Below are 24,571 nucleotides of genomic sequence, written 5' to 3'. Positions count from 1 at the left end.
CGGATGGGGCGCCGGGTCCCGGACCGGATGGGGCGCCGGGTCCCGGACCGGATGGGGCGCCCGCGCCTTCGGCCGGCGCCGGCGGGCGCTCCGCCGCCCGTACCGACCCGCGTACCGCCCCCGCCCCTCGCACCGACCCCCGCACCGCGCGTACCAAGGCGCGGCTGCGCGAGAGCCTCTTCGCCGAGTGTGAGCAGCGGCCGCTCGCGGAGGTCGGCGTCTCGGCGGTGGCCCGGCGGGCCGGCGTCGGCCGGGCCACGTTCTACCTGCACTACGAGGACCTCACCGCGCTCGCGGTGGACGCGTGCGCCGATGTCGTCCACGCCGCGGTCGACGCCCTGCACGCCTGGCAGACGGATCCGGCGGCGCTCCCGCCGGTCCGGCCGCCGGCGGCGCTGGCCGGGTTCCTCGCCCACGCGGCGGAGCGGGCCCCCCTCTACCGCACCCTGCTCCTGCCGGGCGATGGCGGGCCGCTCGGCGAGCGCCTGTACCGGGAGTTGCGCGCCCGCAGCCGGGCCGAGCGCGCGGCGGTGGGCGCACCGCGGCCCGATCTCGTCGCCTCGGCCGTGGCCGCCGCCTTCACCGGCGTCCTCGCGGACTGGCTGCACGGAGAGTTCCCGGCGGACCTGGCGGACCCGGCCGAGCTGGCGGAGCGGATCTGGCCGCTGCTCGTCGCCCTGCACCGGGCCGGATAGGCCGTCGGCGTCCCGTCCGGCCGGCCGGACGGGTCAGGCCGCGGGGGCGCCCAGGCCCGTCTCGTCCATGACCCGGACGACGGTGTCCTCGAGTGACGCGGCGGCCCCGATGACGCTCTCCCAGTCGCCCGGCAGCAGGTCGAGCGGCCGGTACCACTCCCGCATCCGCTCCTCCCCGTACTCGGCGGCGTAGGGCTTGCCCGCGTGCCGCCGCACGGTCTCCTCGAAGGGAACGTCGAGGTAGTAGAAGTGCGTCCGCCCCCGGTGCGCCCGGCGCAGGGCGTCGAGCATGGGGCCGTAGCGGTCCGCGTAGAGGATTCCCTCGACGATCACGTGGAAGCCGTGGTCGAGCGCGTAGCGCGCCACGCTCCCGATGAGCCCGATGTTCGCCCCGCCGGGGACGTCCCGCTCGTGCAGGACCACACGCCGGAGGTTGTCCTGGCCCACGAGCGCGATGCCGCGGCCGTGGCGGTCGCGGATGCCCTCCGCCAGCGAGGACTTGCCCGAGGCGGAGTTGCCGCGCAGCACGATCAGCCGGGTGTCCGGCGAGCCCGTCATCATCCCGCCCACGCTACCGCTCCGGGCCGGACGTGCGGGAGCCCCGCCGCACGGTGCGGCGGGGCTCTCCTCACGGGCCGGACCCGTGAAGCGGCGCTAGAGGGGGACCACCTGCTCCGCCTGCGGACCCTTGGGGCCCTGGGTGACGTCGTACTCGACCTTCGCACCCTCGGCCAGCTCCTTGAAGCCGGTCGTCTGGATGGAGGAGAAGTGCACGAACACGTCGGGGCCGCCGTCGTCCTGCTGGATGAAGCCGAAGCCCTTCTCCGAGTTGAACCACTTCACGGTGCCAGTTGCCATCTGCGCTGATCCTTCACGACGTTCCACCGGCCGCACATGCGGCCGGTCCCGATCCTGCCCACTGATGCGCCCGAGCACACGCCGGGCGCGGCCAACCGGGGGGCATGCGGCTATTCGAACTCTTCTCCACCGCGTCCGCGAAACGAGGGATCAGGCCTGCGCACGGGCTCGTCGAGGGGGGGTCCGACCAGGTGCGTCAGCGCCCTCGTGCGCGCCCCGCCGCACACCTTCAGGCCCCGCCCTCCGCGGCCGGCGACGGCGCGGCGGATCGAGGCCCGGGGGCTGACGCGACCGCTCGCCGGGGCCCGCCGATCCGGCAGCCCAGGCAGTCCGGGTGGCCGCCGTGTGCGCCGGCGTCCCGGACGCGCCAGTCCCATTGGGAGGGCGGGCGGGGACCACTGGGCTTGCCCCAGCCCGCGAGGTGCAGGAGCCAGGTGACCATCCCCGCCGCGGCGACGACGCCGAGGCCCAGCCAGACGCCCGGGGTCCAGGCCGCGCAGAAGGCGGCGCCCGCTCCGGCACAGCCCAGCAGGGCCAGGGCGGTTCCGGTCCAGCCGGCCACGGTGTGGCCGAGGTCGACATCGCCGTGAGCGCTCATGTTCTCCCCTGCTTCGGTCGTTTCAGTAGGCTCGCGGAGGGATCTCTTACGGAGAAAGCCATTTATCTCACGAGCTAAGTTACTTAGATGCTAAGGAGTATCTGCGTGCAGGGCAAGTCCCGCCCCTCGGCCACGGTCCAGGAGGCGCTGTCGCGCATGGACCGGTACGTCGCGCTGGGCATCATCGGCCAGCAGGAGGTGGCGCAGCTGCTGGGGCTGAACGTCACCGACCTGACCTGCCTCGGCCACATCCTGGGCGCCGGCGACACCCCTCTCGGCGCGGGCGACCTCGCCGAGCTCACGAACCTCACCACGGGGGCCGTGACCGGGGTGCTCAACCGCCTGGAGCGCGCCGGATACGCGAGCCGCAGGCCCGACCCCGCCGACCGGCGCCGGGTGCGGGTGGTCGCCGACCCGGCGGCCGCCGCTCGGGTCTTCGCCGTGTACGAGCCCTTCTACGCGCGGCTCGGCGCGGTGTTCGCGGAATACTCCCCCGACGAGATCGCCGTCATCGCCGACTGGTTCGACCGGGCGACGGCCGAGGCCACCGCCCATCTCGACCGCGTGCGGGCCGGGGAGCTCGGGCCTCCGGCGCGGTAGCCCCGATGGTAAAATGTGTCTTTTCGCGCCGTGACCGGCGCGTGCGGCTCTGAACGGCGCGGTTCCACACGCCGTCCGACCGCCCCCACCTCGTCTCATACGTCTCGTCTTCGTACGTCTCACGGAAGGTTCTGCATGAAGAACCCGTCGGCTCATGGGCGCTTCGGCATCAAGGCCGGAGCCAAGGCAGGCCCGAAGGGCGGTGCGAAGGGCGGCGGGAAGACCCCGCGGACCCTCGGCCCCCAGGGCGAATACTCCATGCCCCGTACGACCACGCCGGCGCTGCCGCCGGTGGAGTCCTTCTCGGAGCTCGGCCTGCCCCCTGAGCTGGTGAAGACGATGGCCGACCAGGGGGTCGCGACGCCGTTCCCCATCCAGGCGGCCACCCTCCCCAACTCCCTCGCGGGCCGCGACATCCTCGGCCGCGGTCGTACCGGATCGGGCAAGACCCTCGCCTTCGGCCTGGCCCTGCTCGCCCGCACGGCCGGGCAGCAGGCGGACCCGAAGCGGCCGCTCGCGCTGGTCCTCGTACCGACGCGCGAGCTGGCGCAGCAGGTGACCGAGGCGCTGACCCCGTACGCGCAGGCCCTGAAGCTGCGCATGGCCACGGTCGTCGGCGGTCTGTCGATCGGCAAGCAGACGGGCGCGCTGCGCACCGGGGCCGAGATCGTGGTGGCCACCCCCGGGCGCCTCAGCGACCTCATCGGGCGGCGCGACGTCCACCTCGAGCGCGTGAAGATCGTCGTGCTCGACGAGGCCGACCAGATGTGCGACATGGGGTTCATGCCCCAGGTCACCGAGATCCTCGACCAGGTGCACCACGCCGGCCAGCGGATGCTGTTCTCGGCCACCCTGGACCGCAACGTCGACCAGCTGGTCCAGCGGTACCTGAAGGACCCGGTCGGGCACTCCGTGGACCCGCAGTCGGCCTCGGTGTCCACCATGGACCACCACGTGCTGCACATCCACGCCGCCGACAAGGTCTCGGCCGCGACCGAGATCGCGGCGCGCGAGGGCCGCGTGCTGATGTTCCTGGACACCAAGCACGGGGTCGACCAGTTCGTGAAGCACCTGCGGGCCATGGGCGTACGGGCGGAGGGGCTGCACAGCGGAAAGTCCCAGCCGCAGCGCACCCGGACCCTCGGGCAGTTCAAGGACGGCCTGCTCAGCGTCCTGGTCGCGACCAACGTCGCCGCCCGCGGCATCCACATCGAGGACCTCGACCTCGTCGTCAACGTGGACCCGCCCGCCGACAGCAAGGACTACCTCCACCGCGGCGGCCGTACGGCGCGGGCCGGCGAGTCCGGCAAGGTCGTCACCCTGGTCACCCCGAACCAGCGGCGCGACATGGTCCGGCTGATGGCGGACGCCAGGATCCGGCCGACCATCACCCAGGTCCGCTCCGGCGAGGCCGCGCTGAGCCGGATCACCGGGGCGAAGGCCCCGTCCGGCGTGCCGCTGGCGGGCGCCGCGGCGACCGATGCCAAGGGCCGGCCCTCGGGCTCGGACCTCGGCTTCCGCGGCATCGGGACCCGGCCGGGACGGCCCGGGAAGGGCAAGGAGTCCCGCAGGACCATCGAGGCCAGGCAGGCGGCGGAGGCCCGCGCGGCGGCCCGGGTGCGGCGGGGCGCGAACTAGTGCCGCGTCAGGCGTGACGGCCGCGGTGCAGGCTTCCCGGGTCCGGGGGGCCGGCACCGCGCGCGTCGCGGCGGGCCCGTGCCCGACGCCGGTTCATCCGGTCAGACGCGGTCCAGGAAGGTCCGGACGGTCCGCCTGAAGGCCTCGGCGTCGTCGAGCCAGGGGTAGTGTGCGGCGGCCGCCTGGACGACGACCTCGGCGCGGGGAATGAACGCGGCGGCCTCCCGAGCGGTCTCGGGCCGCGGACCGGGGTCCACGTCTCCGGCCACGAACAGCACGGGCGCCGCCAGACCCGCGAGGGCGGCGCGCGCGGACTCCGGGTCGAAGGCCCCCTCGGCCGCGAAGAGCGGCCCGGCCTCGTCGTTGTACCCGTCGGCGCACGAGGCGACGTGCTGCCGCGCGGTCGCGTCCCAGCGGCCGTAGCTGAAAGGGATCATGGCGTCCAGGTCGGCCTCGGTGGCCGTACCGCCCCAGACCGCCTCCCGGGCCCGGCGGGTGCTCTCGAACCAGGGCTCGGCGGCCCGTAGTTCCACGGCCTCCTTGCGGCCCTCCATCGGGAAGTCGATGCCCAGCGCCCGGGCGCGGGCCGCGACCAGCACGAGGGAGCGGACCCGCTCGGGATACCGGGCCGCGTAGAGCAGGGCGAGGTCGCCGGAGGCCGAGTGCGCGAGCAGGTCGATCCGCTCCGCGCCGAGGTGACGGCGCAGTGCCTCGACGTCCTCGCCCTGGCGGTCGCAGCGGTACGTGGCGGGGTCGGCCGGGAGCGCGGATTCGCCGGTGCCGCGCAGGTCGAGGACGACCAGCTCGCGGTGCTCCGACAGTCCGCCCAGGTCGCCCAGGTAGGCGGACGCGCACATCGGGCCGCCGGGCAGACAGAGCAGCGGCTCGCCCTCCCCGAAGACGTGGAAGGCGAGCGTGGTCCCGTCCGGGGCGGTGAAGGAAGGCATGCCGACATCCTCAACGCCGCCGCGCGGTAAGCACAACGGCATTTCCCCCGCACGGCCCGCGGCCGACGCGGTCGCCGGCCAGGTATGCGTTCCGCGGCACCACCGCGCAGGCGCTCAGGCGCTCAGGCGCTCAGGCGCTCAGGCGCTCAGGCGCTCAGGCGCTCAGGCGGCCCGCCGTAGCAGCCGCTGGACCGCCGTGTTGCGCACCCGCCGGGTACGGGCCCCGGTGGCGAGCAGCCGCAGGGCCTCCTCCGCGTGCAGCGACTGGGCTGCCGTGCGCTGACACCAGTCGGAGGCGGCGAGGAGCTCCGCCCGCGACCAGGTCTCGCCCCGGGTGATGGCCCTCAGCAGGATCCACTCCCGCAGCCGGCGGGCCGGGAAGGAGCGGCCTCCGATGGCTTCGCCCACGGCCTGCGCCCAGGCGGGGAAGGCCTCCTCCGCCATCAGGCGGGACGCCCGCCGGTCCAGATGCGTGACGACCGCGCTCTCGGCCATCACCGGGTCGGGGTCACGCAGGACGGTGGCCACGGCCTCCGCCTCCGAGGGCCCGGAAACTGCGGCCAGGGACTCCAGGTGACGAGCGTATCGCCAGTGCTCCGGCGGCGCGGCGGCCCCGGTCCTCCCCGCGTCCTGGTTCACGGGGCCACCCCCCTGGCGTATCTGGTACTCGCTACTCCCCATGCCGCCATTCCACACGACCGCGGTGAACGGCCGACGGCCAGGGGTGGTCCGCAGGCGCCGGCGCGGCCGTTCCCCCGGTCCGTGCGGTCAGGGGCGCGCCAGCATCAGGGCCTCCGAGCCGACCGGCCGGTACCCGGCGGCCTGGAAGGCGCGGATGCTGCGCGCGTTGCCCGCGGCCTGCTGGGACCAGAGCGGCTCCCCGTCGGGGACCAAGTGGCGTGCGGCCCGGGCCAGTTCCCGTCCGAGTCCCCGGTGCCGGGCGGACTCGTCCACCTCGATGGCGGTCTCCCAGCGGCCCGCCACCCCGCGGCCGAGTACGAGCACTCCCCCGGCGGCGGGCGCCGACCAGACCCGTACACCGTCGCGCCGCAGGCGGGCCCGACGGACCCGGGGGTGGTCGGGATCGTCGATCTCCCTCAGTTCCAGGTCGGGTTCACCGGGCAGCGCGTCGGCGACCGTGAGCAGGTCGGTGGTGTCGTGGGCCCGGCCGCTGCGGTCGAGGAGCACGGCGAGGAACCGCGGGTTCATGCTGGCGGCGAGGCTGTCGCAGTCGACGGCGGCGAGGGTGGCCCGTACCCAGGCGGGGTCCTCGTCGGTGAAGATCACGGAGTGCGCGGTGAAGGCCAGCACCCCGGCGTCGCGGGGGCTCGGCTGCGGTACGACGGTGGTGGTTCCGTCGGGTGCGGGGAAGCGGCCGACGGCGGCGGCGTCGAGGATCTCGGCGAGTTTCACGCTCACACCTGCTCGACGTGTGCGGACGTGATGACGCTGCCGTGCTCGATGGACATGTCTGCGCTCCTGTGGACGACCTCCGCCATGATCACAGAGTGGGTTTCACGGGTGTCCACCGGGGAGCACGCGGGAGGAACCACCACCGGCGAGGGCATCCGGGTGCGAAGCCGGATGCCCTTCGAAGTCGGGCCCGCCCCGGACGGATCAGACCGGGCCGGACCGGACCGGACCGGAGAACAGCGGACGGCGGACGGCGGGGCGGCCGGCGGCCGCCGGGGGGGCGGGCCTCAGGCCTCGGAGGCGTAGGACTCGTAGCCGCCCGAACCCTGCTCGCCCGCGCGGCCCTGCTCGGGCAGGGGGGCGCCGGTCTCCAAGAGGGTCTTGAGGCTGGAGGCGAGCATCGGCCAGGCGCGTGCGCACATGCCGATGAGGGTGCCGCCCGGCTCGAAGTCCTCGTGGAGGATGGTCAGTCGCGCGAGCGTGTCACCGACCGGCTCGATCTCGTACGTCACCTTCGTGCGCCGCTCGCGCGCCAGCTCGGCCCGCAGCTCCTCGGCGATGCCCGCGGAGGCGGCCCACTGCGGGGTGAAGGTGTGCCAGGTGTAGGAGAGCAGCCGGTTCGGTACGCACTTCAGCACCACCTGCTCCGGATCGCTGGTCCGTGTCCCGCGCTCCACCCAGTCCATCGTCGATCCCACCCCCCAGTCGGTCTCGAAGTCGAGACCCCAGTAGCGGCGGGTGAACGCGGGCTCGGTCAGGGCCTGCCACACGCGTGCGGGGTCGGCCTGGACGTACACGGTGTAGGTGATCGCAGTCTCGCTCATCCCCCCATGCTGCGGGACCACGGGCCGCGGAAGAGGGATTGAGGCGCACAGCCCCACCCGGCCCGGCCTCGCCCCCGCGCACGTGGAGCGCGTACGCGTGGAGGTCCGGGGTCACCAGCGGCAGCCCTCCGGGGGGAGTTCCGTCGGCGGGGTGCGGGGCGGGGCCGGGAGGGCGAGGTGGCTGCGGGCGGCATGGACGGCGGCGAGTTCCTCGTGACCCGCCGGGCCCCAGTCGCTGAGTTCGCGGACCTGCTCGGGGGTGGCCAGCAGGCGCGCGTACGCCGGGTCCCGGGCCGGGGGCAGGGACGTGAGCCGGGCCGCGGTGCGGGGGTGGGCGCCCTGGTCGGCTCGGCGGTGGCCCAGCGGGCGGGCGCCCGTGGTGGGGCCGGCCGTCGGGGACGGGAGGTGGGCCGTGCCGGTGGCACGCGCGACGAGCAGCAGGACCCGCCCGTCGGGGGCGAAGAGCCAGCCCGCGGAGTCCCGTAGCGGCAGGTGCGCGGGAGCGGGAGCCGGGGCGGGGTGCCAGCTGCCGTGCTGCCGCACGCGGCGGCTGCGCAGGACGCCGAGCCGGTCCAGGGCGGTGGGCGTCGTGGGGCGGCCGTCCTCGAGCAGGGCGGCGCCGCCTCCGTTGATCCGCACGCGCAGCGCGGAGAGCGTGCGGCGGGCGTCGCCCGCGTCCATCAGGGCGGCCAGCTCGGCCGGTTCGACGAAGTGGATTCCGGTGATCTCCTGGGCGGGGAGCCGGACGGAGTCGATCCGCTCCCGCGTCCAGGTCCCGCCGTCGAAGACGTGCAGGATCTCCCCGGGGAAGCGCATCTCGGGCGGGAATCCGGGCGTGTCGGCGGGGATCCAGTCGACGGCGAGAGCGCGCGGGTAGCGGGCGTCGACGCCCAGTTCCTCGTACATCTCGCGGGCGGCCGCCGCGGCCGGCGCCTCGCCCGCGTCCACCGCGCCGCCGGGCAGCAGCCGGTCGGGGCGGTAGTCGACGCTCTGGACGAGGACGCGGCCGTCGGTGTCGGTGACGAGGACGACCGCTCCGGTCCAGAGCGCGGCGCGCGAGGCCCCGTAGGCCTCCGGGGTCATCCAGGTGCCCGGCTGCGGGGACGGGGGCCGGTCCGGGTGCGGATCCCGGTGCGGATCCCGGCGCGGACCCGCACCGGCGAGCGGCGTGGCGGCCGGGCCCGCAGCCGGGGCGGGGGCCGCAGCCGTCGGCGGGGCCGAGACCTGTGGCGGGGCCGGTGGCGGGGCCGGGGCCGGTGGCGGCTCCGTGGCCGGGGTACCGCCCGGGTCCTCGGTCACGGCCTCGTCGGTCAGCTGCGGCATCGAACTCCATTCACCGGCAAAGACGTTCACCGTGCGTAGGTGGGCGGGCGGGCGAGCGGCCAGGCGGGCGGGCCCGCCGGCTGTGCAACAGTGCGGGCGGCCCCCGGGTTACGGAGATCACCCCCGGCTCCTTTGCCACCCCTATACCTCCTTATGGGTCGGTTACGCGTCCCCTGCTACGTTCGCCGGGCGGGCTGCCGGCCTGAAAACCGTCGGCCCGACCACGTCACCGGAGCGAGGAGAGACCCGACATGCGACGCGCACCCCGAAGCGGCAATGGGGCGGCCCCCGGCAGGCGGCGGTCGGTCCCGGGCGTCGCGGGTGTGGCAGGCGGCGTCGCGGTCCTCGGCTTCGGCGGGCTGTACGCCGCCGGCCTGCTGCTGGCCGGCGAGGACGTCGCCGTCGGCACGAAGGTGCGCGGCATCGACATCGGGGGCATGAGCCGCGCCGAGGCCCGGCAGACCCTCGACCGGGAACTGGGCCCGTCCTCAGCGGCCCCGCTGCCGCTGCGGATCGGGCAGCACACCGGGCAGGCGCTGCCGGCGACGCTCGGCCTGTCCCTGGATTCCGGCGCCACCGCCGACCGGGCGGCCCGCTCCGGCGCCGACCCGGTCAGCGTGATCGGGCGGCTGTTCTCCTCCGGCGATCCCGACGTCGAGCCCGTGGTCCGGCTGGACGAGAAGGCGGCCCGCGCCGCCCTGGAGGACATCGCGGCGAAGACCCGGCAGGAGGCCAGGGAAGGCTCGGTCGCCTTCGAGAAGGGCAAGCCCAAGGCGGTGGCCCCGGTCACCGGCACCGCTCTCGACATCGACGGCTCCGTCGGCGTCCTGCGCTCCTCCCCTCCCCGTGCCCGGGACTCGGCGGGCGAGCCCGTCGACCTTCCCGTCCGGCGCACGGAGCCGCGCATCGGCCTGCAGGAGACGGAACGGGCCGTGAAGGAGTTCGCCGAGCCCGCGATGTCCGCGCCGGTGACCCTCACCGTGGAAGGCAGGCGCATACCCGTCGGGCCGGCCGTCCTCGCCAGGCACCTCGCCCTGGAAGACGACGGGCAGGGCCGCCTCGCCCCCGCCCTCGACGCCAAGGCGCTGCTCGCCGACCCCGAGCTGGTCGGTCCGGTGCGCCGGGCCACGCCCGGCCCCGTCGAGGCCAGGCTGAGCACGGACTCCGCCGGCCGGATCGGCGTCGCCCAGGAGGGCCGCGCCGGACGCCGGATCAGCGAGCAGGGCCTCGGCGCGGTCGTGCTGCCCCTGCTGACCCGTACCGGCGCGGCGGAGCGTACGGGCGAGGTCGCCACGGAGACGGTCCAGCCGGCGCTGTCCCGGAACACGGTCGAGCAGCTCGGCATCAAGGAGAAGGTGTCCTCCTTCACGGTCGAGTTCGAGAAGGCCCCCTACCGGACCACGAACATAGGCCGGGCCGCAGAGCTCATCAACGGCTCGCTCGTTATGCCCGACGAGACGTGGAGCTTCAACCGCAGGGTGGGGGAACGCACGAAGGCGAACGGCTTCGTCGACGGTCTGATCATCAACAACGGCCAGTACGAGAAGGCGTCGGGGGGCGGGGTGTCGGCGGTCGCCACCACCGTCTTCAACGCCATGTTCTTCTCGGGGGTCAAGCCCGTGGAGTACGGGGCGCACTCCTTCTACATCGAGCGCTACCCGGAGGGCCGCGAGGCCACCGTCGCCTGGGGCAGCCTCGACCTGCGCTTCGCCAACGATTCGGGCAAAGCCCTCTACATCCAGGCCGAGGCCACCGACACGTCGGTCACCATCACCTTCCTGGGGACGAAGCGGTACGACGAGATACGCGCCTCCAAGGGTCCCCGTACGAACGTCAAGCCGCCGGCCACGCGCGACGGCACCGGGCCGAAGTGTGAGCCCCAGTCCCCGCTGGAGGGCTTCGACGTCGCCGTCGACCGGGTGTTCGTCAAGGGCGGGCAGGAGGTCAAGCGGGAGACGCTGAACACCCGTTACACGCCGCGCGACAGCGTGACGTGCGGGTGATGCGCTGAACGGGCGCGGCCGCAGGGACCCGGGCCGGGCGGGCCCGGCCCTCCCGCCGGTCCGCACCACTCGTGCGGGTGAGGACGTGCCCGGATACGGGGGTCCGTGCGGCAGGGTGGACGGATGCAGTCGCGCCGGGGACCGTGGGTGCCCCTGATCGTTGTCGCGCTGGCCATGACGGCCGGGTGCGTGACCGTACGGCCGGCAGAGCCGGGGCCACCGGGAACCGGGGGCGGGCCACGGCCGGTGTCCGCCGACCGGAGGACGGCCGGGCCGCAACCCACCGTGGAGGCGGCGCCGTTGGGGCGGCTGCCGCAGGCCGGCGCGGAGCCTTCGGCTCCCGGGCCGGACACGGCCGTCGCCCCCGATCCCGGGGCGGCCGCGCCTGCTCCCGCGTCCGTGCCCGTGCCCGTCGCCGGGGAGCGGCACGCTGCGAGGCCCGGCCCACCGCGGCACCGGCCGGAGCGGACGCGGCGCTCCAAGCCCGCACGGGCCGTACGGCCCGCCGTCGAGCACGCCGCCAGGCCCGCACGGCCGCCGGCCGCGCAGCCCCGTAGGCCCCGGCCCGCGCCGAACCGTACGTACGACATGGCGCCGCTGTGCGCGGCGGCGCGGGGGACGGTCGACCCGTCCATCGTGGCGCTGTGTCACTGACCGCGTGTCATTGACCGCGTGGCGGGTGACCCTGTGTCACCCGCCACGTGGGCACCGGTCCGTGTCCTCACGCGCCGGTCGCGGACCACCCGTCGTCGACGCCCCGTCGCCGACCGCGTGGCGCTGCCGGGCGCGGGGGCCGGGATTCGCTTGGATGGGCCGGGCGGGCCCCGGCCGGGGTCCCCACAGCCTCCACCCCCAGGAGTCGGCATGACGAGGATCGCACTCTTCGGCGCGACCGGAACGATCGGTTCCCGGGTGCTGCGGGAAGCACTCGGGCGCGGGCACCAGGTCACGGCCGTCGTACGCGATCCGGCTCGGCTCGGCGGGGACGGTGCCGGTGGCTCCGGCGCCGCCGGCAGGGCCGGAGCGCCCGTGGTCGTACGCGGCAACGTGCTCGACCCCGCGTCCGTCACCCAGGCGGCAGCCGGGCAGGACGTGGTGGTGAGCGCGTTCGGACCGGGCCCCGGGGATCCCACCACGCTCCTCAGCGCCGTCAAATCCCTGATCGGCGGTGTGCAGGCGCTCGGCATCGACGGAGCGCCGCCCCGGCCGCGCGTGATCACCGTCGGCGGCGCGGGCTCGCTGCGCACCCCGGGCGGGCCGCTGGTGTGGGACGGCGCCGGGATCCCGGAGCCGGTCCTCGCCGTCATGCACGCCCACGGGGAGGCGCTCGACTTCCTGCGGACCGTCCCGGTGGACGAGGTCCACTGGACCAACCTGAGCCCGGCCGCGCTGATCGAGCCGGGCGAGCGGACGGGAACGTACCGGCTGGGGCTCGACGACCTCGTCGTGGACGAGGACGGCCGCAGCCGCATCTCCACGGAGGACTACGCCGTCGCGCTGGTCGACGAGATCGAGCGCGACGCGCACGCGGGCCGGCGGTTCACGATCGGATACTGACCCGGGGCGGTCCGGACCCTCGGGGGACACGGCCCGGGGCGCGAAGGGGATCGCAATATTCACTGGTTCGACGCCGGCCCGGCTACCTAAAGTGACCGGGCACCCCCGTCGTCGAGCAGGAGCGGACCATGCGCACCCACTACCCCCGGACCCCGCATCTGCCGTGGTCGCCGGGCGCGACCTCCGACGACGTGCGCACCACCGGGGTGGACGGGCTGGCCGGGCGCGAGGTGGTGGTCACCGAGAAGCTCGACGGGGAGAACACCACCCTCTACGCGGACGGCCTGCACGCACGCTCGCTCGACTCGGGCCACCACCCCTCGCGGGCCTGGGTGAAGGGCCTGCAGAGCCGCATCGGCGCGGGGATCCCGGCGGGCTGGCGCGTGTGCGGGGAGAACGTCTACGCCCGGCACTCGCTGGCGTACGAGGAACTCGACGCGTGGTTCTACGGGTTCTCCGTGTGGGACGGCGAGCGCTGCCTCGACTGGGACCGGACGGTGCGGTTCCTGCGCGGCCTCGGCGTGCCGGGACCGCGCGTGCTCTGGCGCGGGGTCTTCGACGAGCGCGCGCTGCGCAGGCTCCGGCTCGACACCGCACGGCAGGAGGGGTACGTCATCCGGACGGCGGCGGGCTTCGAGCGGGCCGACTTCGGGCGACGCGTGGCCAAATGGGTGCGCGGCGGCCATGTGCGGACGGACACGCACTGGATGTACGCGCCGGTGGTGGCGAACGGGCTCGGCCCGGCCGCCGCCTTGTGGGACGTGCGGTCGGGAGCCGATCCCGATGTGGCAGGGCTGCTGCGCGCGGTCGGGACGGCGGAGGCCGTGCCGGCAGCCGGGGCGGCGGCTGCGGGGGCGGCCGAGGCCGCGGCGGCGGGGGCCGCGGGCGGGGGACTCCTCGCCGAGGCCGGGGGAATCGCCTGCGAAGTCGAACAGGCCGCCGCCGAAGTCGCCGACCGCATCGACGGGTTGGGCGTGCGCCGGTCCGGGGAGGACCGGCTGGCAGGCATCCTGGCGGCCGCGCTGCACGGCGTACCCCGGGCCCGCCTCGCGGCCGGGCTCGCGGCGGGGCCGCTCGGGATGAACACGGCGCGGCGGGTCGCGGACCTGGTCGGGCTGTACCCGGCCCTGCGCAGGCCGTTCCCCCACCCGGACGAGGAGCGGCGGGCCGGGCTGGTGCGCATGGCGGAAGCCGCGGATCTGGGCGTACTGCACGCACTGGCGGGGGTGGTCCCCGGGCCGGTGCCTCGGCGGGACGACGAGGGGAAGACCGCCCGGTCCGCCACGGAGCGCGGGCAATACCGGGACGGGGAGGCCTTGGAGGCCGTCGAGTGGTCCGCGCTGCACGCCGAGGAGGCGGGGCTGCTCGGGCCCGCGCCACTGGACCCGCTGCGGGCCGGGCTGCGCGAGGCGCTCGCCGCCGCCGGGATCACCGACACCGACGCGGCCGACCGCTGCTGGGCCGAGGCCCGCACCGCGTACGGACAGGGCAAGGTGTCGGGCCCCGAGGAGGCCGTCGCGGCGACCTGGCGGTGGCGGGACGGCGGGTCCTTCCCCCGGCTGGTGCAGCTGTGCGGGCCCTCGGGCAGCGGGAAGAGCACGTTCGCCCGCGCCCTGCCGGGAGTGGAGACCTGCATCAGCCTCGACGATCTGCGCACGGCGCGGGGTTCGCGTGCGGACCAGCGGGACAACGCGGACGTGCTGCGCGAGGGCCTGGAGCGGCTGGACTCGGCCCTGGCCGCCGCCGCGCCACGCGGCGGGACGGTGGTCTGGGACGCCACTTCGCTCACCGGGCAGCAGCGCGGGCTGGCCGGCGCCGTCGCGCGCCGGCGGGGCGCGCTGGTCACGCACGCGGTGGTCCTGGTCGGGGAGGCGGAGCTGCTGCGCCGCAACTCCACGCGGCCTCACCCCGTACCGGCACACGTGCTGACCTCCCAGTTGCACCGGTTCGCGCCGCCGTACCCCGGCGAGGCGCACCGCACCTGGTACCTCGGGGCGGGCGGAACCGTGGAGGACACGGCGGGGACGATCGCCCCTGATGGGACCGCCACGACGCCGGCTCGTGCAACGGCAACGGCAACGGCACCGGCACCGGCGGTGACGACGGGGGGCGGGGACGGCTGATGCGTACCAGCGAGGAGCTCTACCACCAGGTCCGCTGGGATCCGCGGTTCGACCCGGCACGGTTCACGTTCGGGGTGCTGCAGCGCGGGGCCGCGCCCAAGCGGGTTCCGCTGCCCTCTTTCGTGCCGGGCGGGGACGTCCCGTGGCACCGCGTGCTGTTCGTCGAGGCGGACGGCGAGCTGGTATGGGACCGGGCGACGGGACTGGACGTCGTCGACAGCACGGCCGCCGGCCGGGTCCGCGCACCGAGGCTGCTGCGGGCGCCCTTCTTCACGGCGCGGACGCCCTACGCCTGGGACCCCGCGGGCGGCGGCTCCTGGCAGCCCGCCTCCGAGGACGGGGCCCGCGCGACGGATCACGCCCGGGTGCGGATGCTGACGTGGAACACGCTCTGGGACCGGTACGACGCCCCGCGCATCTCCACCGCACGGCGCAGGCCGCTGCTGCTGGCGGACCTCGCCGCGGCCGACGCCGACGTGATCGCACTCCAGGAGGTGGAACGCGAGCTGCTCGCGATGCTGCTCGCCGAGCCGTGGGTGCGGGACGGCTACACGGTCGCGGCCGATCCCGGCGGGCGGGACGTGGCCGAGAGCGGGCTGCTGGTCCTGAGTCGACTGCCCGTCCGGGAGGCGGGCGTGCACGTGCTCGGTCCGCACAAGGCGGCCGTCGCGGTCACCGTGGACACGGCGGGCGGGCCGCTCGTCGTCGTCGCGACGCACCTGACGAGTGACCACACGGAGCGTGGAGCCGACCGGCGCACGGACGAACTGACCTCGCTCCGCGAGGGGTTGGCCGGGGTCGATGCGGACGCGGTGGCGCTGCTGGGCGACTTCAACGACGGGCGCTCGGGAGCCGAGGGGCCCGCGGCCGTGCTGGGGCTGCGCGATGCGTGGAACGAGGTACACGGCGTCGACGACCGGACGCCGACCTTCGATCCGGTCGCCAATCCGCTCGCCGCGGTGGGCTCGCTGTCGGGTCGGGCCGCGCGACTGGACCGGATCCTGCTGCGGTCGGCGGACGTCCGGGTGACGGAGGCCGCGCTGCGCGGCGACCGCCCCGCTCCCGACGGCTTGTTCCTGTCCGACCACTACGGGGTGGAGGCCACGCTGGAGTTCGGGGCCGCGGGTGAACACGGCCCCCCGCGGTGCTGGACGTACGACCGACCCCGCGGACGGCCGTGGCCTGGCTGGCCCCGCACGACGCGGCGGTGGAAGCGGTGCGGCGGGAGCACGACCCGCAGGCGGAGCGCTGGCCGGCCCACGTGAACCTGCTGTTCGGCTTCGTACCGGAGTCCTCCTTCGAGCAGGCGCTGCCGCTCCTGGCCGACGTCGCGGCGCGCACGGGGGCGTTCACCGCGCGGCTGGAAGGCGTGTACGCCTTCGGCCCGACCCTGTGGCTGGACCCCGCCGCGGCCGGCGACGAGCCGTGGCAGGAGCTGCGGCGAGCACTCGGCGAACGGTTCCCGGGATGCCGGGGGCGGGGTCGGGGCGGAAGCGGGGGCTACACACCGCACCTGACCCTGGGGCGCAGCCGTGACCCGCGGCGGGCGGAAGCGGAGTTCGCCGCGCGGCTCGGGGGCGGCCGGACGGCACGGGTCGGATCGCTCGCCGTGCTGTCACGGCGCGGGGACGGGCCGATGGAGGTCCGGGCGACGGTGGAGCTCGGGACCGGTGAGGTCCGGTGGGCGACGGAGCCGGCGCGCGCGGCCGTCGCGGATCCGTGGACGGACCGGGCGGCCGAAGCGTCGGCGGACCGGGGCGCGGCACGGGAGCACGCGCAAGACGACGTGCGGGACGACGTGCGGGGCGACGTCCGGGGCCGAGGGCAGGACCGGGGGCCGGACCGGGGGAGGACGCCGGCGCACAGCGTGGCAGCGGCAGCGGCAGCGGCAGCGGCAGCGGCAGCGGCAGCGGCGGGCAGCGCATCACGGATCGCCGGACGGATCGCGGCGGCGCTGCCCGAGGGCGTCGTGCACGTGGTCGGCTCGCGGCGGATGGGCTGCGCGTCGGCGGGCGCCGACCTCGACCTCGTGGCGGTGCTGCCGGGGGCAGTCGACGGCGTCGACGTGCGCGCGCGGATCGCCGCCGCGCTCCCGGAGGCGCAGCGGCTCCGCGAAGTGAAGGGCTCCCGGGTACCGGGGCTGCGCTTCCACGTGGCCGGACCCGCTGCGCCCGGACCGGGCACCACCGGACATGACGGCGGCAGGCCGACCGGCGGCAGGTCCGCCCCGCCCGGGCGCGGCACGACCCGGCCGCACACGACCTGGTCCGCGACGCCCCGGACCGATACGACCCGGGCCGATACGACCCGGACCGGTACGACCGGGCCCACCGCGAGAGCACTGGACGTCGATCTGGTGGTCGTCGCCGCCGGGTCGACGCCTCCCGAAGAGGCAGTGGCCCGGCGGACGACGCTCGGCGGGGCGGAGGCGGTGGCACTGAGCGCGGTGAGCGACGCGGAGGCGGTACTGGCCTTCGTGGGCCCGGACCACACGGCCTTCGCCCGACTGGCACGTGAGGTGAAGCTCTGGGCCCGTTCCCGCGGCCTCGACTCGGCTCCGTTCGGTGGTCTCCCCGGCCTGGCCTGGACCGTCCTCGCCGCCCGCACGGTGCACACCGCCCCGGACCTCTCCCCCGGTCCGCTGCTCCACGCGTTCTTCGCCACCTGGGCCGCCTGGGACTGGCGCGTACCGGTGGCCCTGTCTCCGGCTCCGCAACCGACCCCGGCCCAGGTCGGCGGGTCCACCGCCCGCCCGGACCCGGACCATGGCGCGGGTCCGGAGCCGATCGCCGACGGCGCCGCGCTCACCGTCCTCACCCCCTCCGCCCCGGTCCGCAGCTGCACCACCCAGGTGGGGCCCGGCCTGCGCGATCTGCTGGTACGGGAGTTGTACGCCGCCTGGGAGGCCTTCGACGCGGGACCCGCGGGCCGCTCCGCGCCCGGCCCGACGTCCCCGCACCGGCGGCACGCCGCCTGGGCCGTGGTCACGGTGACGGCGGCCCGGCCCGCCGAGTTCGAGGAGAACCTCGGCCGGACGCGCGGGCGGATGCGCGCCCTGCTCGGCGTCCTGACGGCATCGGGCCTCGCGGAGGCCCACGCCTGGCCACGCCCCTTCGCGCGCACGCCGGTCCTGGCCCGGTACGCGGTGGGCCTCGGCCCGACGCCGCCGGACGCGACCGCCCTGGCCGGCCTCACGGGTTCGTGGTCGGCGACGCTTCCCGGCACGGAAGTGACCTGGGCGGAGTGCGGGGCCGTCCCCGACCTCTCCTGAGGAACCGAAGGAGCCCTGCCACGGCAGTCCGTGCGGGAGTCAGTCACTGCACCCGGTGACGACAAGTAACGAACACAGCGCTGCCCTTGAACACCCATCGGATTCCTCTCCCCGAACCTGTCGAGGGCTTTCGACCGAGGCTCCGCCCCGCCCTCGCGGGCAGGACGAGACGGAGCGGTCAGAGCCTCAGTAGAGACCTGGCACGTTTTTTCGTCAATACTTTTCACAAGGATTGAAGAAACCCCAAGTTCACAGGCCTGATGCGTGATTGACACGTCATTGGATCTTCAGTTCATGAACGCTCAAACCCTTGACGGCACCTCGCGCAGGGCAGTTCACTCACGCTTCGATCCTCCCCGGATCCTCGACGTCAGGAGTTGCCCCGCATGCCCCTGCACACCGATCACCCCCCACGCCGATCCCTCCGAGCCCGGCGCGGCCCCTCGCGGCTGACCGTCGCCGCGCTCGCGGCCTCGCTGATCGCCGCCTTCCTCGTGCTCCTCCCGAGCACCGCCGCGACCGCGGCGCCCACTCTCCTCTCCCAGGGCAAGCCGGCCACCGCCTCCTCCACCGAGGGCGCCGGCACACCCGCTTCCGCCGCCGTGGACGGTGACAACGGCACCCGCTGGTCCAGCCAGTTCGCCGATCCCCAGTGGATACAGGTCGACCTCGGCGCCCCGGCCCAGCTGAGCCAGGTCGTCCTGCGCTGGGAGACGGCCGCCGGCAAGGCGTACCGGGTGGAGCTGTCCACCGACGGCGCCAACTGGTCCACCGCGTACTCGACCGCCAACGGCACCGGTGGCGTCCAGACCCACGACATCACCGGCACCGCCCGCTACGTCCGCGTGTACGGCACCCAGCGGACCACCGGATACGGCTACTCGCTCTGGGAGTTCCAGGTCTACGGGACCGCCGGCGGCACCGGCCCGACCCTCCCCGGCGGCGGCGACCTCGGCCCCAACGTGATCGTCTTCGATCCCTCCACGCCGAACATCCAGGCCAAGCTGGACCAGGTCTTCGCCCAGCAGGAGTCGGCCCAGTTCGGCTCCGGCCGTTACCAGTTCCTGTTCAAGCCGGGCACCTACAACGGCCTCAACGCCCAGATCGGCTTCTACACCTCGATCTCCGGTCTCGGCCTGAACCCCGACGACACCACCATCAACGGCGACGTGACCGTCGACGCCGGCTGGTTCGGCGGCAACGCCACCCAGAACTTCTGGCGCTCGGCCGAGAACCTCGCCCTCAACCCGGTCAACGGCACCGACCGCTGGGCCGTCTCGCAGGCCGCGCCGTTCCGCCGGATGCACGTCAAGGGCGGTCTGAACCTCGCCCCTGACGGCTACGGCTGGGCCTCGGGCGGCTACATCGCCGACTCGAAGATCGACGGTCAGATCGGCAACTACTCCCAGCAGCAGTGGTACACCCGTGACAGCTCGATCGGCGGCTGGTCCAACGGCGTCTGGAACCAGGTCTTCTCCGGCACCGTGGGCGCGCCCGCCCAGAGCTTCCCGGAGCCGCGCTACACCACCCTGGACACCACCCCCGTCTCCCGCGAGAAGCCCTTCCTCTACCTGGACGGATCCGAGTACAAGGTCTTCGTCCCGGCCAAGCGCGTGAACGCGCGCGGCACGTCCTGGGGCAACGGCGCACCGCAGGGCACCTCGGTCCCGCTGAGCCGGTTCTACGTGGTCAAGCCGGGCACGAGTGCCGCGACGATGAACCAGGCGCTGGCCCAGGGCCTGCACCTGCTCTTCACCCCGGGCGTCTACCACGTCGACCGGACCATCCAGGTCAACCGCGCCGACACGGTCGTCCTCGGCCTGGGCCTCGCCACCATCATCCCGGACAACGGGGTGACGGCGATGAAGGTCGCCGACGTGGACGGCGTCAAGCTCGCCGGCTTCCTGATCGACGCGGGCACCGTCAACTCCCCCACCCTGCTGGAGGTCGGCCCGGCCGGCACCACCACGGACCACGGTGCGAACCCGACCACCGTCCAGGACGTGTTCATCCGGGTCGGCGGCGCCGGCGCCGGCAAGGCCACGGCCGGCATGGTGATCAACAACCACGACACGATCGTCGACCACACCTGGATCTGGCGCGCCGACCACGGGGACGGGGTGGGCTGGGAGACCAACCGCTCCGACTACGGGTTCCGTGTGAACGGTGACGACGTGCTGGCCACCGGGCTCTTCGTCGAGCACTTCAACAAGTACGACGTGGAGTGGAACGGCGAGCGCGGCCGCACGGTCTTCTTCCAGAACGAGAAGGCGTACGACGCCCCCAACCAGGCCGCCGTCCAGAACGGCTCCGTCAAGGGCTTCGCGGCCTACAAGGTGGCCGACTCGGTCAACACCCACGAGGGCTGGGGACTGGGCAGCTACTGCTACTTCAACGTCGATCCGACGATCCGTCAGGACCACGGCTTCGAGGTCCCGGTGAAGCCCGGGGTGAAGTTCCACGACCTCCTCGTGGTCTCGCTGGGCGGCAACGGCCAGTACGAGCACGTCGTCAACAACACCGGCGCCCCGACCTCGGGCACGTCGACCACCCCGTCCACCGTCGTCTCGTTCCCCTGATCCACCCCTGATCCCCGGTTCGCGGGGCGGCCACCGGCCGCCCCGCGTTTTCCGGGCCCCCTGAGAGAGCGCTCTCCCAGCTCTTTCAGAACCGCCCCACCACCCCGAAGGAGCCCCAGCAATGAAACTCCGACCGCGGGCCCTGTCCGCCCTGCTGGTCTCGGCAGCCGTCGCCGTGACCGCGGCCGCCGGTCTCGGCGCGACCGCGCTCACCGCGCAGGCCACCCCCGGCACCGCCGCCGTCCACCTGAACATGAACCACGCCGCCGTGGCCCCGCTCGCCACGGGCGACGACCCCGACGGCGACGGCTACATCCCGGCCGTTCCGCAGGTCACCGGCGTGACCCCGTCCTGGAACAACCCGCCGGACCGCTACTTCCACGAGTTCCAGGCCAACTGTGCGGTCACCAAGACCGCGCCCGACGACCCGATCGTGTTCGCGGGCCGGCCCGGCGCCTCGCACGACCACACCTTCATGGGCAACACCGGCACGAACGCCGACAGCACCACCGCCTCCCTGAGCGCCGGCGGCACGGCCTGCACCGCGCTCGGCGACCTGTCCGGTTACTGGATGCCGACGCTCTTCGACGGCACCCGGAAGGTCCTGCCCACCGGCCCTCAGGTCATCTACTACAAGACCGGGGTCACCGACTACACGAGCGTGCGCCCCTTCCCCAAGGGTCTGCGCTTCCTCGTCGGCAGCCCGACCCAGACCGCGGCCGAGTTCCGCGCCAACAAGGGCTGGGTCGAGGGCTGGGAGTGCGGCGACAGCTTCAAGAACACGGAGTTCCCGGCCAGCTGCCCGGCCGGCACCCAGCTCAACATCCGTATGCAGTCGCCCAGTTGCTGGGACGGCAAGAACCTCGACACCCCGGACCACAAGGCACACATGGCCTACCCGGTGACGAAGCCCGGCAACAACGACAACGTCTGCCCGCCCAGCCACCCGGTCGCGGTCCCCATGGTCGAGTTCAAGATGGCCTTCCCCGTCAGCGGTGACATGTCACAGGTCAGGCTGTCCAGCGGGTCGGGCCACTCCTTCCACTACGACTTCTTCAACGCGTGGGACGAGCGCACCCTGAAGGCCATGGTCGACCACTGCATCAACGGCGGCCTCCAGTGCAACAACCGCGGCTACGACCAGTTCCACCCGGAGGCCGGCACCGTCCTCGGCTCCGACGGCCGGCTTCCGTAGCACGCCCCCCTTCCCCCACTCCCCCTCAAGGAGGTTCCTGCATGCTCTCCCGCATGCGCAGCACCGTCACCACCGCCGCCCTGCTCGCGGGCGTCGTCACCTTCGTTCCCGCGGGCCCGGCGCAAGCCGTCGGCAGCGTGGTGAAGGTGACCGGCTCCCAGGGCAACTGGCAGCTGACCGTGAACGGTTCTCCGTACCTCGTCAAGGGCGTCACCTGGGGGCCCTCCCCCGCCGACGCCGCGCGCCTGCTCCCCGACGTGAAGTCGCTGGGCGCCAACACCATCCGCACGTGGGGCACGGACGCGAGCAGCGCGCAGCTGTTCGACGCCGCCGCCGCGAACGACATCAAGGTCGTGGCGGGCTTCTGGCTCCAGCCCGGCGGCGGTCCGGGCAGCGGAGGCTGCACGAACTACGTCACGGACACGACGTACAAGAACAACATGCTGGCCGAGTTCACCAAGTGGGTGCAGGCCTACCGCGACAACCCGGCCGTGCTGATGTGGAACGTCGGCAACGAGTCGGTGCTCGGTCTGCAGAACTGCTACAGCGGCACGGAGCTGGAGAACCAGCGCAACGCGTACACGACGTTCGTGAACGACGTGGCGAAGGCCATCCACCGCACCGACGCCAACCACCCCGTCACCTCCACCGACGCGTGGGTGGGCGCCTGGACGTACTACAAGCGCAACTCCCCGGATCTGGACCTCTACGCGGTCAACTCCTACAAGGAGGCCTGCGGGATCAAGCAGGCGTGGGAGCAGGGTGGTTACTCCAAGCCGTACATCGTCACGGAGACCGGCCCGGCGGGTGAGTGGGAGGTCCCGGACGACGCGAACGGCGTCCCGCTGGAGCCGGGGGACCGGGCGAAGGCCGAGGGGTACACCCGCGCGTGGAGCTGCGTCACGGGCCACCGGGGGGTGGCGCTGGGCGCGACGGTCTTCCACTACGGCACCGAGTACGACTTCGGCGGCCACTGGTTCAACCTGACCCCGGCCGGCGAGCGCCGCACGATGTACTACGCGGTCAAGCGGGCGTACGGCGGCAACACGGCCGGCGACAACCTGCCGCCGACCGTCTCCGTGCCCTCGGTCCCCGACCCGGGCGCCGTCCCCGCGGGCAAGGAGGTGACGGTCGGCGCTCCGGCGACCGACCCCGAGGGCGACCAGCTCGCGTACGAGGTGCTGTGGGGCGGCAAGTACGTGGACGGCGGCAACGCTCTGGTGTCCGTGCCGTTCACGAACCTGGGCAACGGCACGCTCAAGGTCACCGCCCCGGCCAGGACCGGGGTGTGGAAGCTCTACGTCAAGGTCAAGGACGGCCGGGGCAACGTGGGCGTCGAGCAGCGCTCCGTGAAGGTGGTCCCGCCGCCCGTGGCGGGGACGAACGTGGCGCTGAACCGGCCGACGACCTCCTCGACGTTCCAGAACGACGGCTACGGCGGCTGTCCGTGCGGCCCCCAGCTGGCCACGGACGGGAACGACACCACCCGCTGGGCGAGCACGTGGTCCGACCCGCAGTGGCTGCGGGTGGACCTGGGTGCGGTGAAGCAGCTCAAGCACGCGCAGGTGGTGTGGGAGAGCGCGTACGGGAAGGCGTACACGCTCCAGGTGTCGGACGACGGCCAGAACTGGCGTACCGCGTACGCCACGTCGAACGGCGACGGCGGTATCGACGACTTCGACATCAACGCGTCGGGCCGGTACGTGCGCCTGGACATGACCCAGCGGGGAACCGGCTACGGCTACTCCCTGTTCCATTTCGGCGTCTACGCCTGATCCTCGGCAAGACGCCCCCGCAACCCCGCGCGCCGTCCGGATCTGACCCGGGCGGCGCGCGGTCGCGTCCAGTGGGCGGGGACGGGGCTGCGTCCCGGGGCGGGGACGCGGGCTCCCTCTCCTTCGGACGGACCCCGCCCGGCTCCGCTCAGATCTCTACGACGATCTTCCCCGCGGTATGGCCGGCCTGGCTGAGCTCGAAGGCGGCGGCGAGGTCGGAGAGCGGGAAGGTCTCGGCGACGGTGACGCCGAGCTGTCCCGCGTCGGCGAGCCTGCCCAGCTCGGCGAGGTCCTCGCCGACGGGCCGTACCCACATCCACTGGCCGCCCGCGCCGAGCACGTCGTGGTCGGCGATGGACGCGTGCCGGCCGCCTTCGGCCAGGACCGCCAGGGTGGTGTCGAGGACCCCGCCGACGAAGTCGGCGACGACGGTGACCCCGTCGGGCGCCAGCGCGCGGACCCGGTCGGTGAGGCCCTCGCCGTACTCGACGGGCTCACAGCCCAGTTCGCGCAGCCGGTCGTGGTTGCGCGGGGAGGCGGTGCCGATCACTCGGGCGCCGAGCGCGCGGGCGATCTGCACGCCGAAGGAGCCGACGCCGCCCGCGGCGCCGTGCACGAGGACGGTGTCGTCCTTGCCGGTCTTCAGGCGGGTGAGCAGCTGGTACGCGGTGAGGCCGGCCAGCGGGAGCCCCGCGGCCTGCTGCCAGTTCAGGCTGACGGGCTTGCGCGCGAGGGCCCGTACGGGCACGGTGACGAACTCGGCGAAGGTGCCGCCGTGCACGTAGTCCTTGCGGGCGTAGGCGACGACCTCGTCGCCGGCCGTGAACTCGGGGGTGTCGATGCCCGCGTACTCGACCGTTCCGGCCACGTCCCAGCCGGGTACGACCGGGTACACGACGTCCATCAGACCGTCGAGCCCGCCCGCCATGATCTTCCAGTCGACCGGGTTGACGGAGGCGCAGCGGACGCGGACGAGGACCTCGCCGGGGCCGACCTTGGGGACGGGGATCCGGGTTTCGGAGAGCACCTCCGTCCCGCCGTACGTCTTGTACGTCATCGCCCGCATGGTGCCTTCTTGGTCCTCGGACATACCTCTCGCCTCTCCGTGTCAGGTGGCCCCCCGCCCATCCCACCACGAAATGCCGCGCCCGCCCGGGGAGGAAGGGCGGGCG

At 74.0% G+C, this 24,571-nt stretch carries 19 protein-coding genes and 1 pseudogene; 11 read left to right on the top strand and 9 right to left on the bottom strand.

Features of this window, described 5'->3' with window-relative positions; genetic code table 11:
• Positions 1–164 precede the first annotated feature (164 nt).
• The gene (locus ABZY44_RS07485) at positions 165–695 is read left to right on the top strand and encodes a TetR family transcriptional regulator (RefSeq protein ID WP_356651034.1); all 531 of its coding nucleotides are present in this window, start codon (positions 165–167) and stop codon (positions 693–695) included.
• 33 nt (positions 696–728) lie between these two features.
• Here the strand turns inward: ABZY44_RS07485 and ABZY44_RS07480 are convergent, their stop codons facing one another.
• From ABZY44_RS07480 to ABZY44_RS07470, 3 genes are all read right to left on the bottom strand, one after another.
• Positions 729–1,253 (bottom strand): AAA family ATPase, encoded by a 525-nt coding sequence (locus tag ABZY44_RS07480; protein ID WP_356651032.1) that lies wholly within the window; start codon positions 1,251–1,253, stop codon positions 729–731.
• 96 nt (positions 1,254–1,349) lie between these two features.
• The gene (locus ABZY44_RS07475) at positions 1,350–1,553 is read right to left on the bottom strand and encodes a cold-shock protein (protein ID WP_356650899.1); all 204 of its coding nucleotides are present in this window, start codon (positions 1,551–1,553) and stop codon (positions 1,350–1,352) included.
• A 229-nt stretch (positions 1,554–1,782) separates the two neighbouring features.
• Positions 1,783–2,151: an HGxxPAAW family protein gene (locus ABZY44_RS07470; protein WP_356650897.1), complete on the bottom strand. Its 369-nt coding sequence runs from the start codon at positions 2,149–2,151 to the stop codon at positions 1,783–1,785.
• 105 nt (positions 2,152–2,256) lie between these two features.
• On the opposite strand from ABZY44_RS07470, the gene ABZY44_RS07465 reads away from it, so the two are divergent.
• Together ABZY44_RS07465 and ABZY44_RS07460 are read left to right on the top strand one after the other, a co-directional pair.
• Positions 2,257–2,751 carry a MarR family transcriptional regulator gene (locus tag ABZY44_RS07465; protein WP_356650895.1) on the top strand — a complete coding sequence of 165 codons (495 nt, stop codon included), beginning with the start codon at positions 2,257–2,259 and terminating at the stop codon, positions 2,749–2,751.
• Between the two features lie 258 nt (positions 2,752–3,009).
• Complete coding sequence (locus tag ABZY44_RS07460; RefSeq protein WP_356651030.1) at positions 3,010–4,389, top strand: DEAD/DEAH box helicase; 1,380 nt, start codon at positions 3,010–3,012, stop codon at positions 4,387–4,389.
• 101 nt (positions 4,390–4,490) lie between these two features.
• Here the strand turns inward: ABZY44_RS07460 and ABZY44_RS07455 are convergent, their stop codons facing one another.
• From ABZY44_RS07455 to ABZY44_RS07435, 5 genes are all read right to left on the bottom strand, one after another.
• On the bottom strand, positions 4,491–5,336 hold the full coding sequence (locus tag ABZY44_RS07455; RefSeq protein ID WP_356650893.1) for an alpha/beta hydrolase: 846 nt from the start codon (positions 5,334–5,336) through the stop codon (positions 4,491–4,493).
• A gap of 162 nt (positions 5,337–5,498) precedes the next feature.
• Positions 5,499–6,017, bottom strand: coding sequence for a hypothetical protein (locus ABZY44_RS07450; RefSeq protein WP_356650891.1), 519 nt, complete (start codon positions 6,015–6,017; stop codon positions 5,499–5,501).
• An 87-nt stretch (positions 6,018–6,104) separates the two neighbouring features.
• Positions 6,105–6,755, bottom strand: coding sequence for a GNAT family N-acetyltransferase (locus ABZY44_RS07445; RefSeq protein WP_356650889.1), 651 nt, complete (start codon positions 6,753–6,755; stop codon positions 6,105–6,107).
• Positions 6,756–7,036: 281 nt separating this feature from the next.
• Positions 7,037–7,573 carry an SRPBCC domain-containing protein gene (locus tag ABZY44_RS07440; RefSeq protein ID WP_356650887.1) on the bottom strand — a complete coding sequence of 179 codons (537 nt, stop codon included), beginning with the start codon at positions 7,571–7,573 and terminating at the stop codon, positions 7,037–7,039.
• A 111-nt stretch (positions 7,574–7,684) separates the two neighbouring features.
• On the bottom strand, positions 7,685–8,896 hold the full coding sequence (locus ABZY44_RS07435; RefSeq protein WP_356650885.1) for an NUDIX domain-containing protein: 1,212 nt from the start codon (positions 8,894–8,896) through the stop codon (positions 7,685–7,687).
• Between the two features lie 251 nt (positions 8,897–9,147).
• On the opposite strand from ABZY44_RS07435, the gene ABZY44_RS07430 reads away from it, so the two are divergent.
• The 8 genes and pseudogenes from ABZY44_RS07430 to ABZY44_RS07395 all read left to right on the top strand — a co-directional run bounded on the left by ABZY44_RS07430 (position 9,148) and on the right by ABZY44_RS07395 (position 23,399).
• Complete coding sequence (locus ABZY44_RS07430; RefSeq protein ID WP_356650883.1) at positions 9,148–10,899, top strand: VanW family protein; 1,752 nt, start codon at positions 9,148–9,150, stop codon at positions 10,897–10,899.
• An 864-nt stretch (positions 10,900–11,763) separates the two neighbouring features.
• Positions 11,764–12,456 carry an NAD(P)H-binding protein gene (locus tag ABZY44_RS07425; RefSeq protein ID WP_356650881.1) on the top strand — a complete coding sequence of 231 codons (693 nt, stop codon included), beginning with the start codon at positions 11,764–11,766 and terminating at the stop codon, positions 12,454–12,456.
• Between the two features lie 128 nt (positions 12,457–12,584).
• Positions 12,585–14,579: an RNA ligase family protein gene (locus tag ABZY44_RS07420; protein WP_356650879.1), complete on the top strand. Its 1,995-nt coding sequence runs from the start codon at positions 12,585–12,587 to the stop codon at positions 14,577–14,579.
• A pseudogene (locus tag ABZY44_RS07415) lies at positions 14,579–15,607 on the top strand (RNA repair domain-containing protein); the annotation flags it as partial. The gene ABZY44_RS07420 and the pseudogene ABZY44_RS07415, both read left to right, overlap by 1 nt.
• A 116-nt stretch (positions 15,608–15,723) precedes the next feature.
• Positions 15,724–17,850 carry a poly(A) polymerase gene (locus ABZY44_RS07410; RefSeq protein WP_356650877.1) on the top strand — a complete coding sequence of 709 codons (2,127 nt, stop codon included), beginning with the start codon at positions 15,724–15,726 and terminating at the stop codon, positions 17,848–17,850.
• 386 nt (positions 17,851–18,236) lie between these two features.
• The gene (locus ABZY44_RS07405) at positions 18,237–20,429 is read left to right on the top strand and encodes a discoidin domain-containing protein (RefSeq protein WP_356650875.1); all 2,193 of its coding nucleotides are present in this window, start codon (positions 18,237–18,239) and stop codon (positions 20,427–20,429) included.
• A 121-nt stretch (positions 20,430–20,550) separates the two neighbouring features.
• Positions 20,551–21,624 (top strand): DUF1996 domain-containing protein, encoded by a 1,074-nt coding sequence (locus ABZY44_RS07400; RefSeq protein WP_356650873.1) that lies wholly within the window; start codon positions 20,551–20,553, stop codon positions 21,622–21,624.
• Between the two features lie 41 nt (positions 21,625–21,665).
• Positions 21,666–23,399: a discoidin domain-containing protein gene (locus ABZY44_RS07395; protein ID WP_356650871.1), complete on the top strand. Its 1,734-nt coding sequence runs from the start codon at positions 21,666–21,668 to the stop codon at positions 23,397–23,399.
• A gap of 148 nt (positions 23,400–23,547) precedes the next feature.
• Here ABZY44_RS07395 and ABZY44_RS07390 read toward each other — a convergent pair whose 3' ends face one another.
• Positions 23,548–24,465, bottom strand: a complete 918-nt coding sequence (locus tag ABZY44_RS07390; RefSeq protein WP_356651028.1) for an NADP-dependent oxidoreductase — start codon at positions 24,463–24,465, stop codon at positions 23,548–23,550.
• Positions 24,466–24,571: the final 106 nt, after the last annotated feature.

Origin of the sequence: Streptomyces sp. NPDC006544 (genome assembly GCF_040611715.1) — a bacterium.
In the GTDB taxonomy this organism is placed as follows: domain Bacteria; phylum Actinomycetota; class Actinomycetes; order Streptomycetales; family Streptomycetaceae; genus Streptomyces.
This window is presented reverse-complemented; position numbering and strand designations above follow the sequence as displayed.

Excerpts from the sequence above, each read along its gene's own strand:
- ABZY44_RS07420 (WP_356650879.1), top strand. The coding sequence starts at position 12,585 with ATGCGCACCCACTACCCCCGGACCCCGCATCTGCCGTGGTCGCCGGGC.
- ABZY44_RS07450 (WP_356650891.1), bottom strand. The coding sequence starts at position 6,017 with ATGGGGAGTAGCGAGTACCAGATACGCCAGGGGGGTGGCCCCGTGAAC.
- ABZY44_RS07460 (WP_356651030.1), top strand. The coding sequence starts at position 3,010 with ATGCCCCGTACGACCACGCCGGCGCTGCCGCCGGTGGAGTCCTTCTCG.
- ABZY44_RS07430 (WP_356650883.1), top strand. The coding sequence starts at position 9,148 with ATGCGACGCGCACCCCGAAGCGGCAATGGGGCGGCCCCCGGCAGGCGG.
- ABZY44_RS07455 (WP_356650893.1), bottom strand. The coding sequence starts at position 5,336 with ATGCCTTCCTTCACCGCCCCGGACGGGACCACGCTCGCCTTCCACGTC.
- ABZY44_RS07470 (WP_356650897.1), bottom strand. The coding sequence starts at position 2,151 with ATGAGCGCTCACGGCGATGTCGACCTCGGCCACACCGTGGCCGGCTGG.
- ABZY44_RS07390 (WP_356651028.1), bottom strand. The coding sequence starts at position 24,465 with ATGCGGGCGATGACGTACAAGACGTACGGCGGGACGGAGGTGCTCTCC.
- ABZY44_RS07480 (WP_356651032.1), bottom strand. The coding sequence starts at position 1,253 with ATGACGGGCTCGCCGGACACCCGGCTGATCGTGCTGCGCGGCAACTCC.
- ABZY44_RS07400 (WP_356650873.1), top strand. The coding sequence starts at position 20,551 with ATGAAACTCCGACCGCGGGCCCTGTCCGCCCTGCTGGTCTCGGCAGCC.
- ABZY44_RS07435 (WP_356650885.1), bottom strand. The coding sequence starts at position 8,896 with ATGCCGCAGCTGACCGACGAGGCCGTGACCGAGGACCCGGGCGGTACC.
- ABZY44_RS07475 (WP_356650899.1), bottom strand. The coding sequence starts at position 1,553 with ATGGCAACTGGCACCGTGAAGTGGTTCAACTCGGAGAAGGGCTTCGGC.
- ABZY44_RS07395 (WP_356650871.1), top strand. The coding sequence starts at position 21,666 with ATGCTCTCCCGCATGCGCAGCACCGTCACCACCGCCGCCCTGCTCGCG.
- ABZY44_RS07425 (WP_356650881.1), top strand. The coding sequence starts at position 11,764 with ATGACGAGGATCGCACTCTTCGGCGCGACCGGAACGATCGGTTCCCGG.
- ABZY44_RS07405 (WP_356650875.1), top strand. The coding sequence starts at position 18,237 with ATGCCCCTGCACACCGATCACCCCCCACGCCGATCCCTCCGAGCCCGG.
- ABZY44_RS07440 (WP_356650887.1), bottom strand. The coding sequence starts at position 7,573 with ATGAGCGAGACTGCGATCACCTACACCGTGTACGTCCAGGCCGACCCC.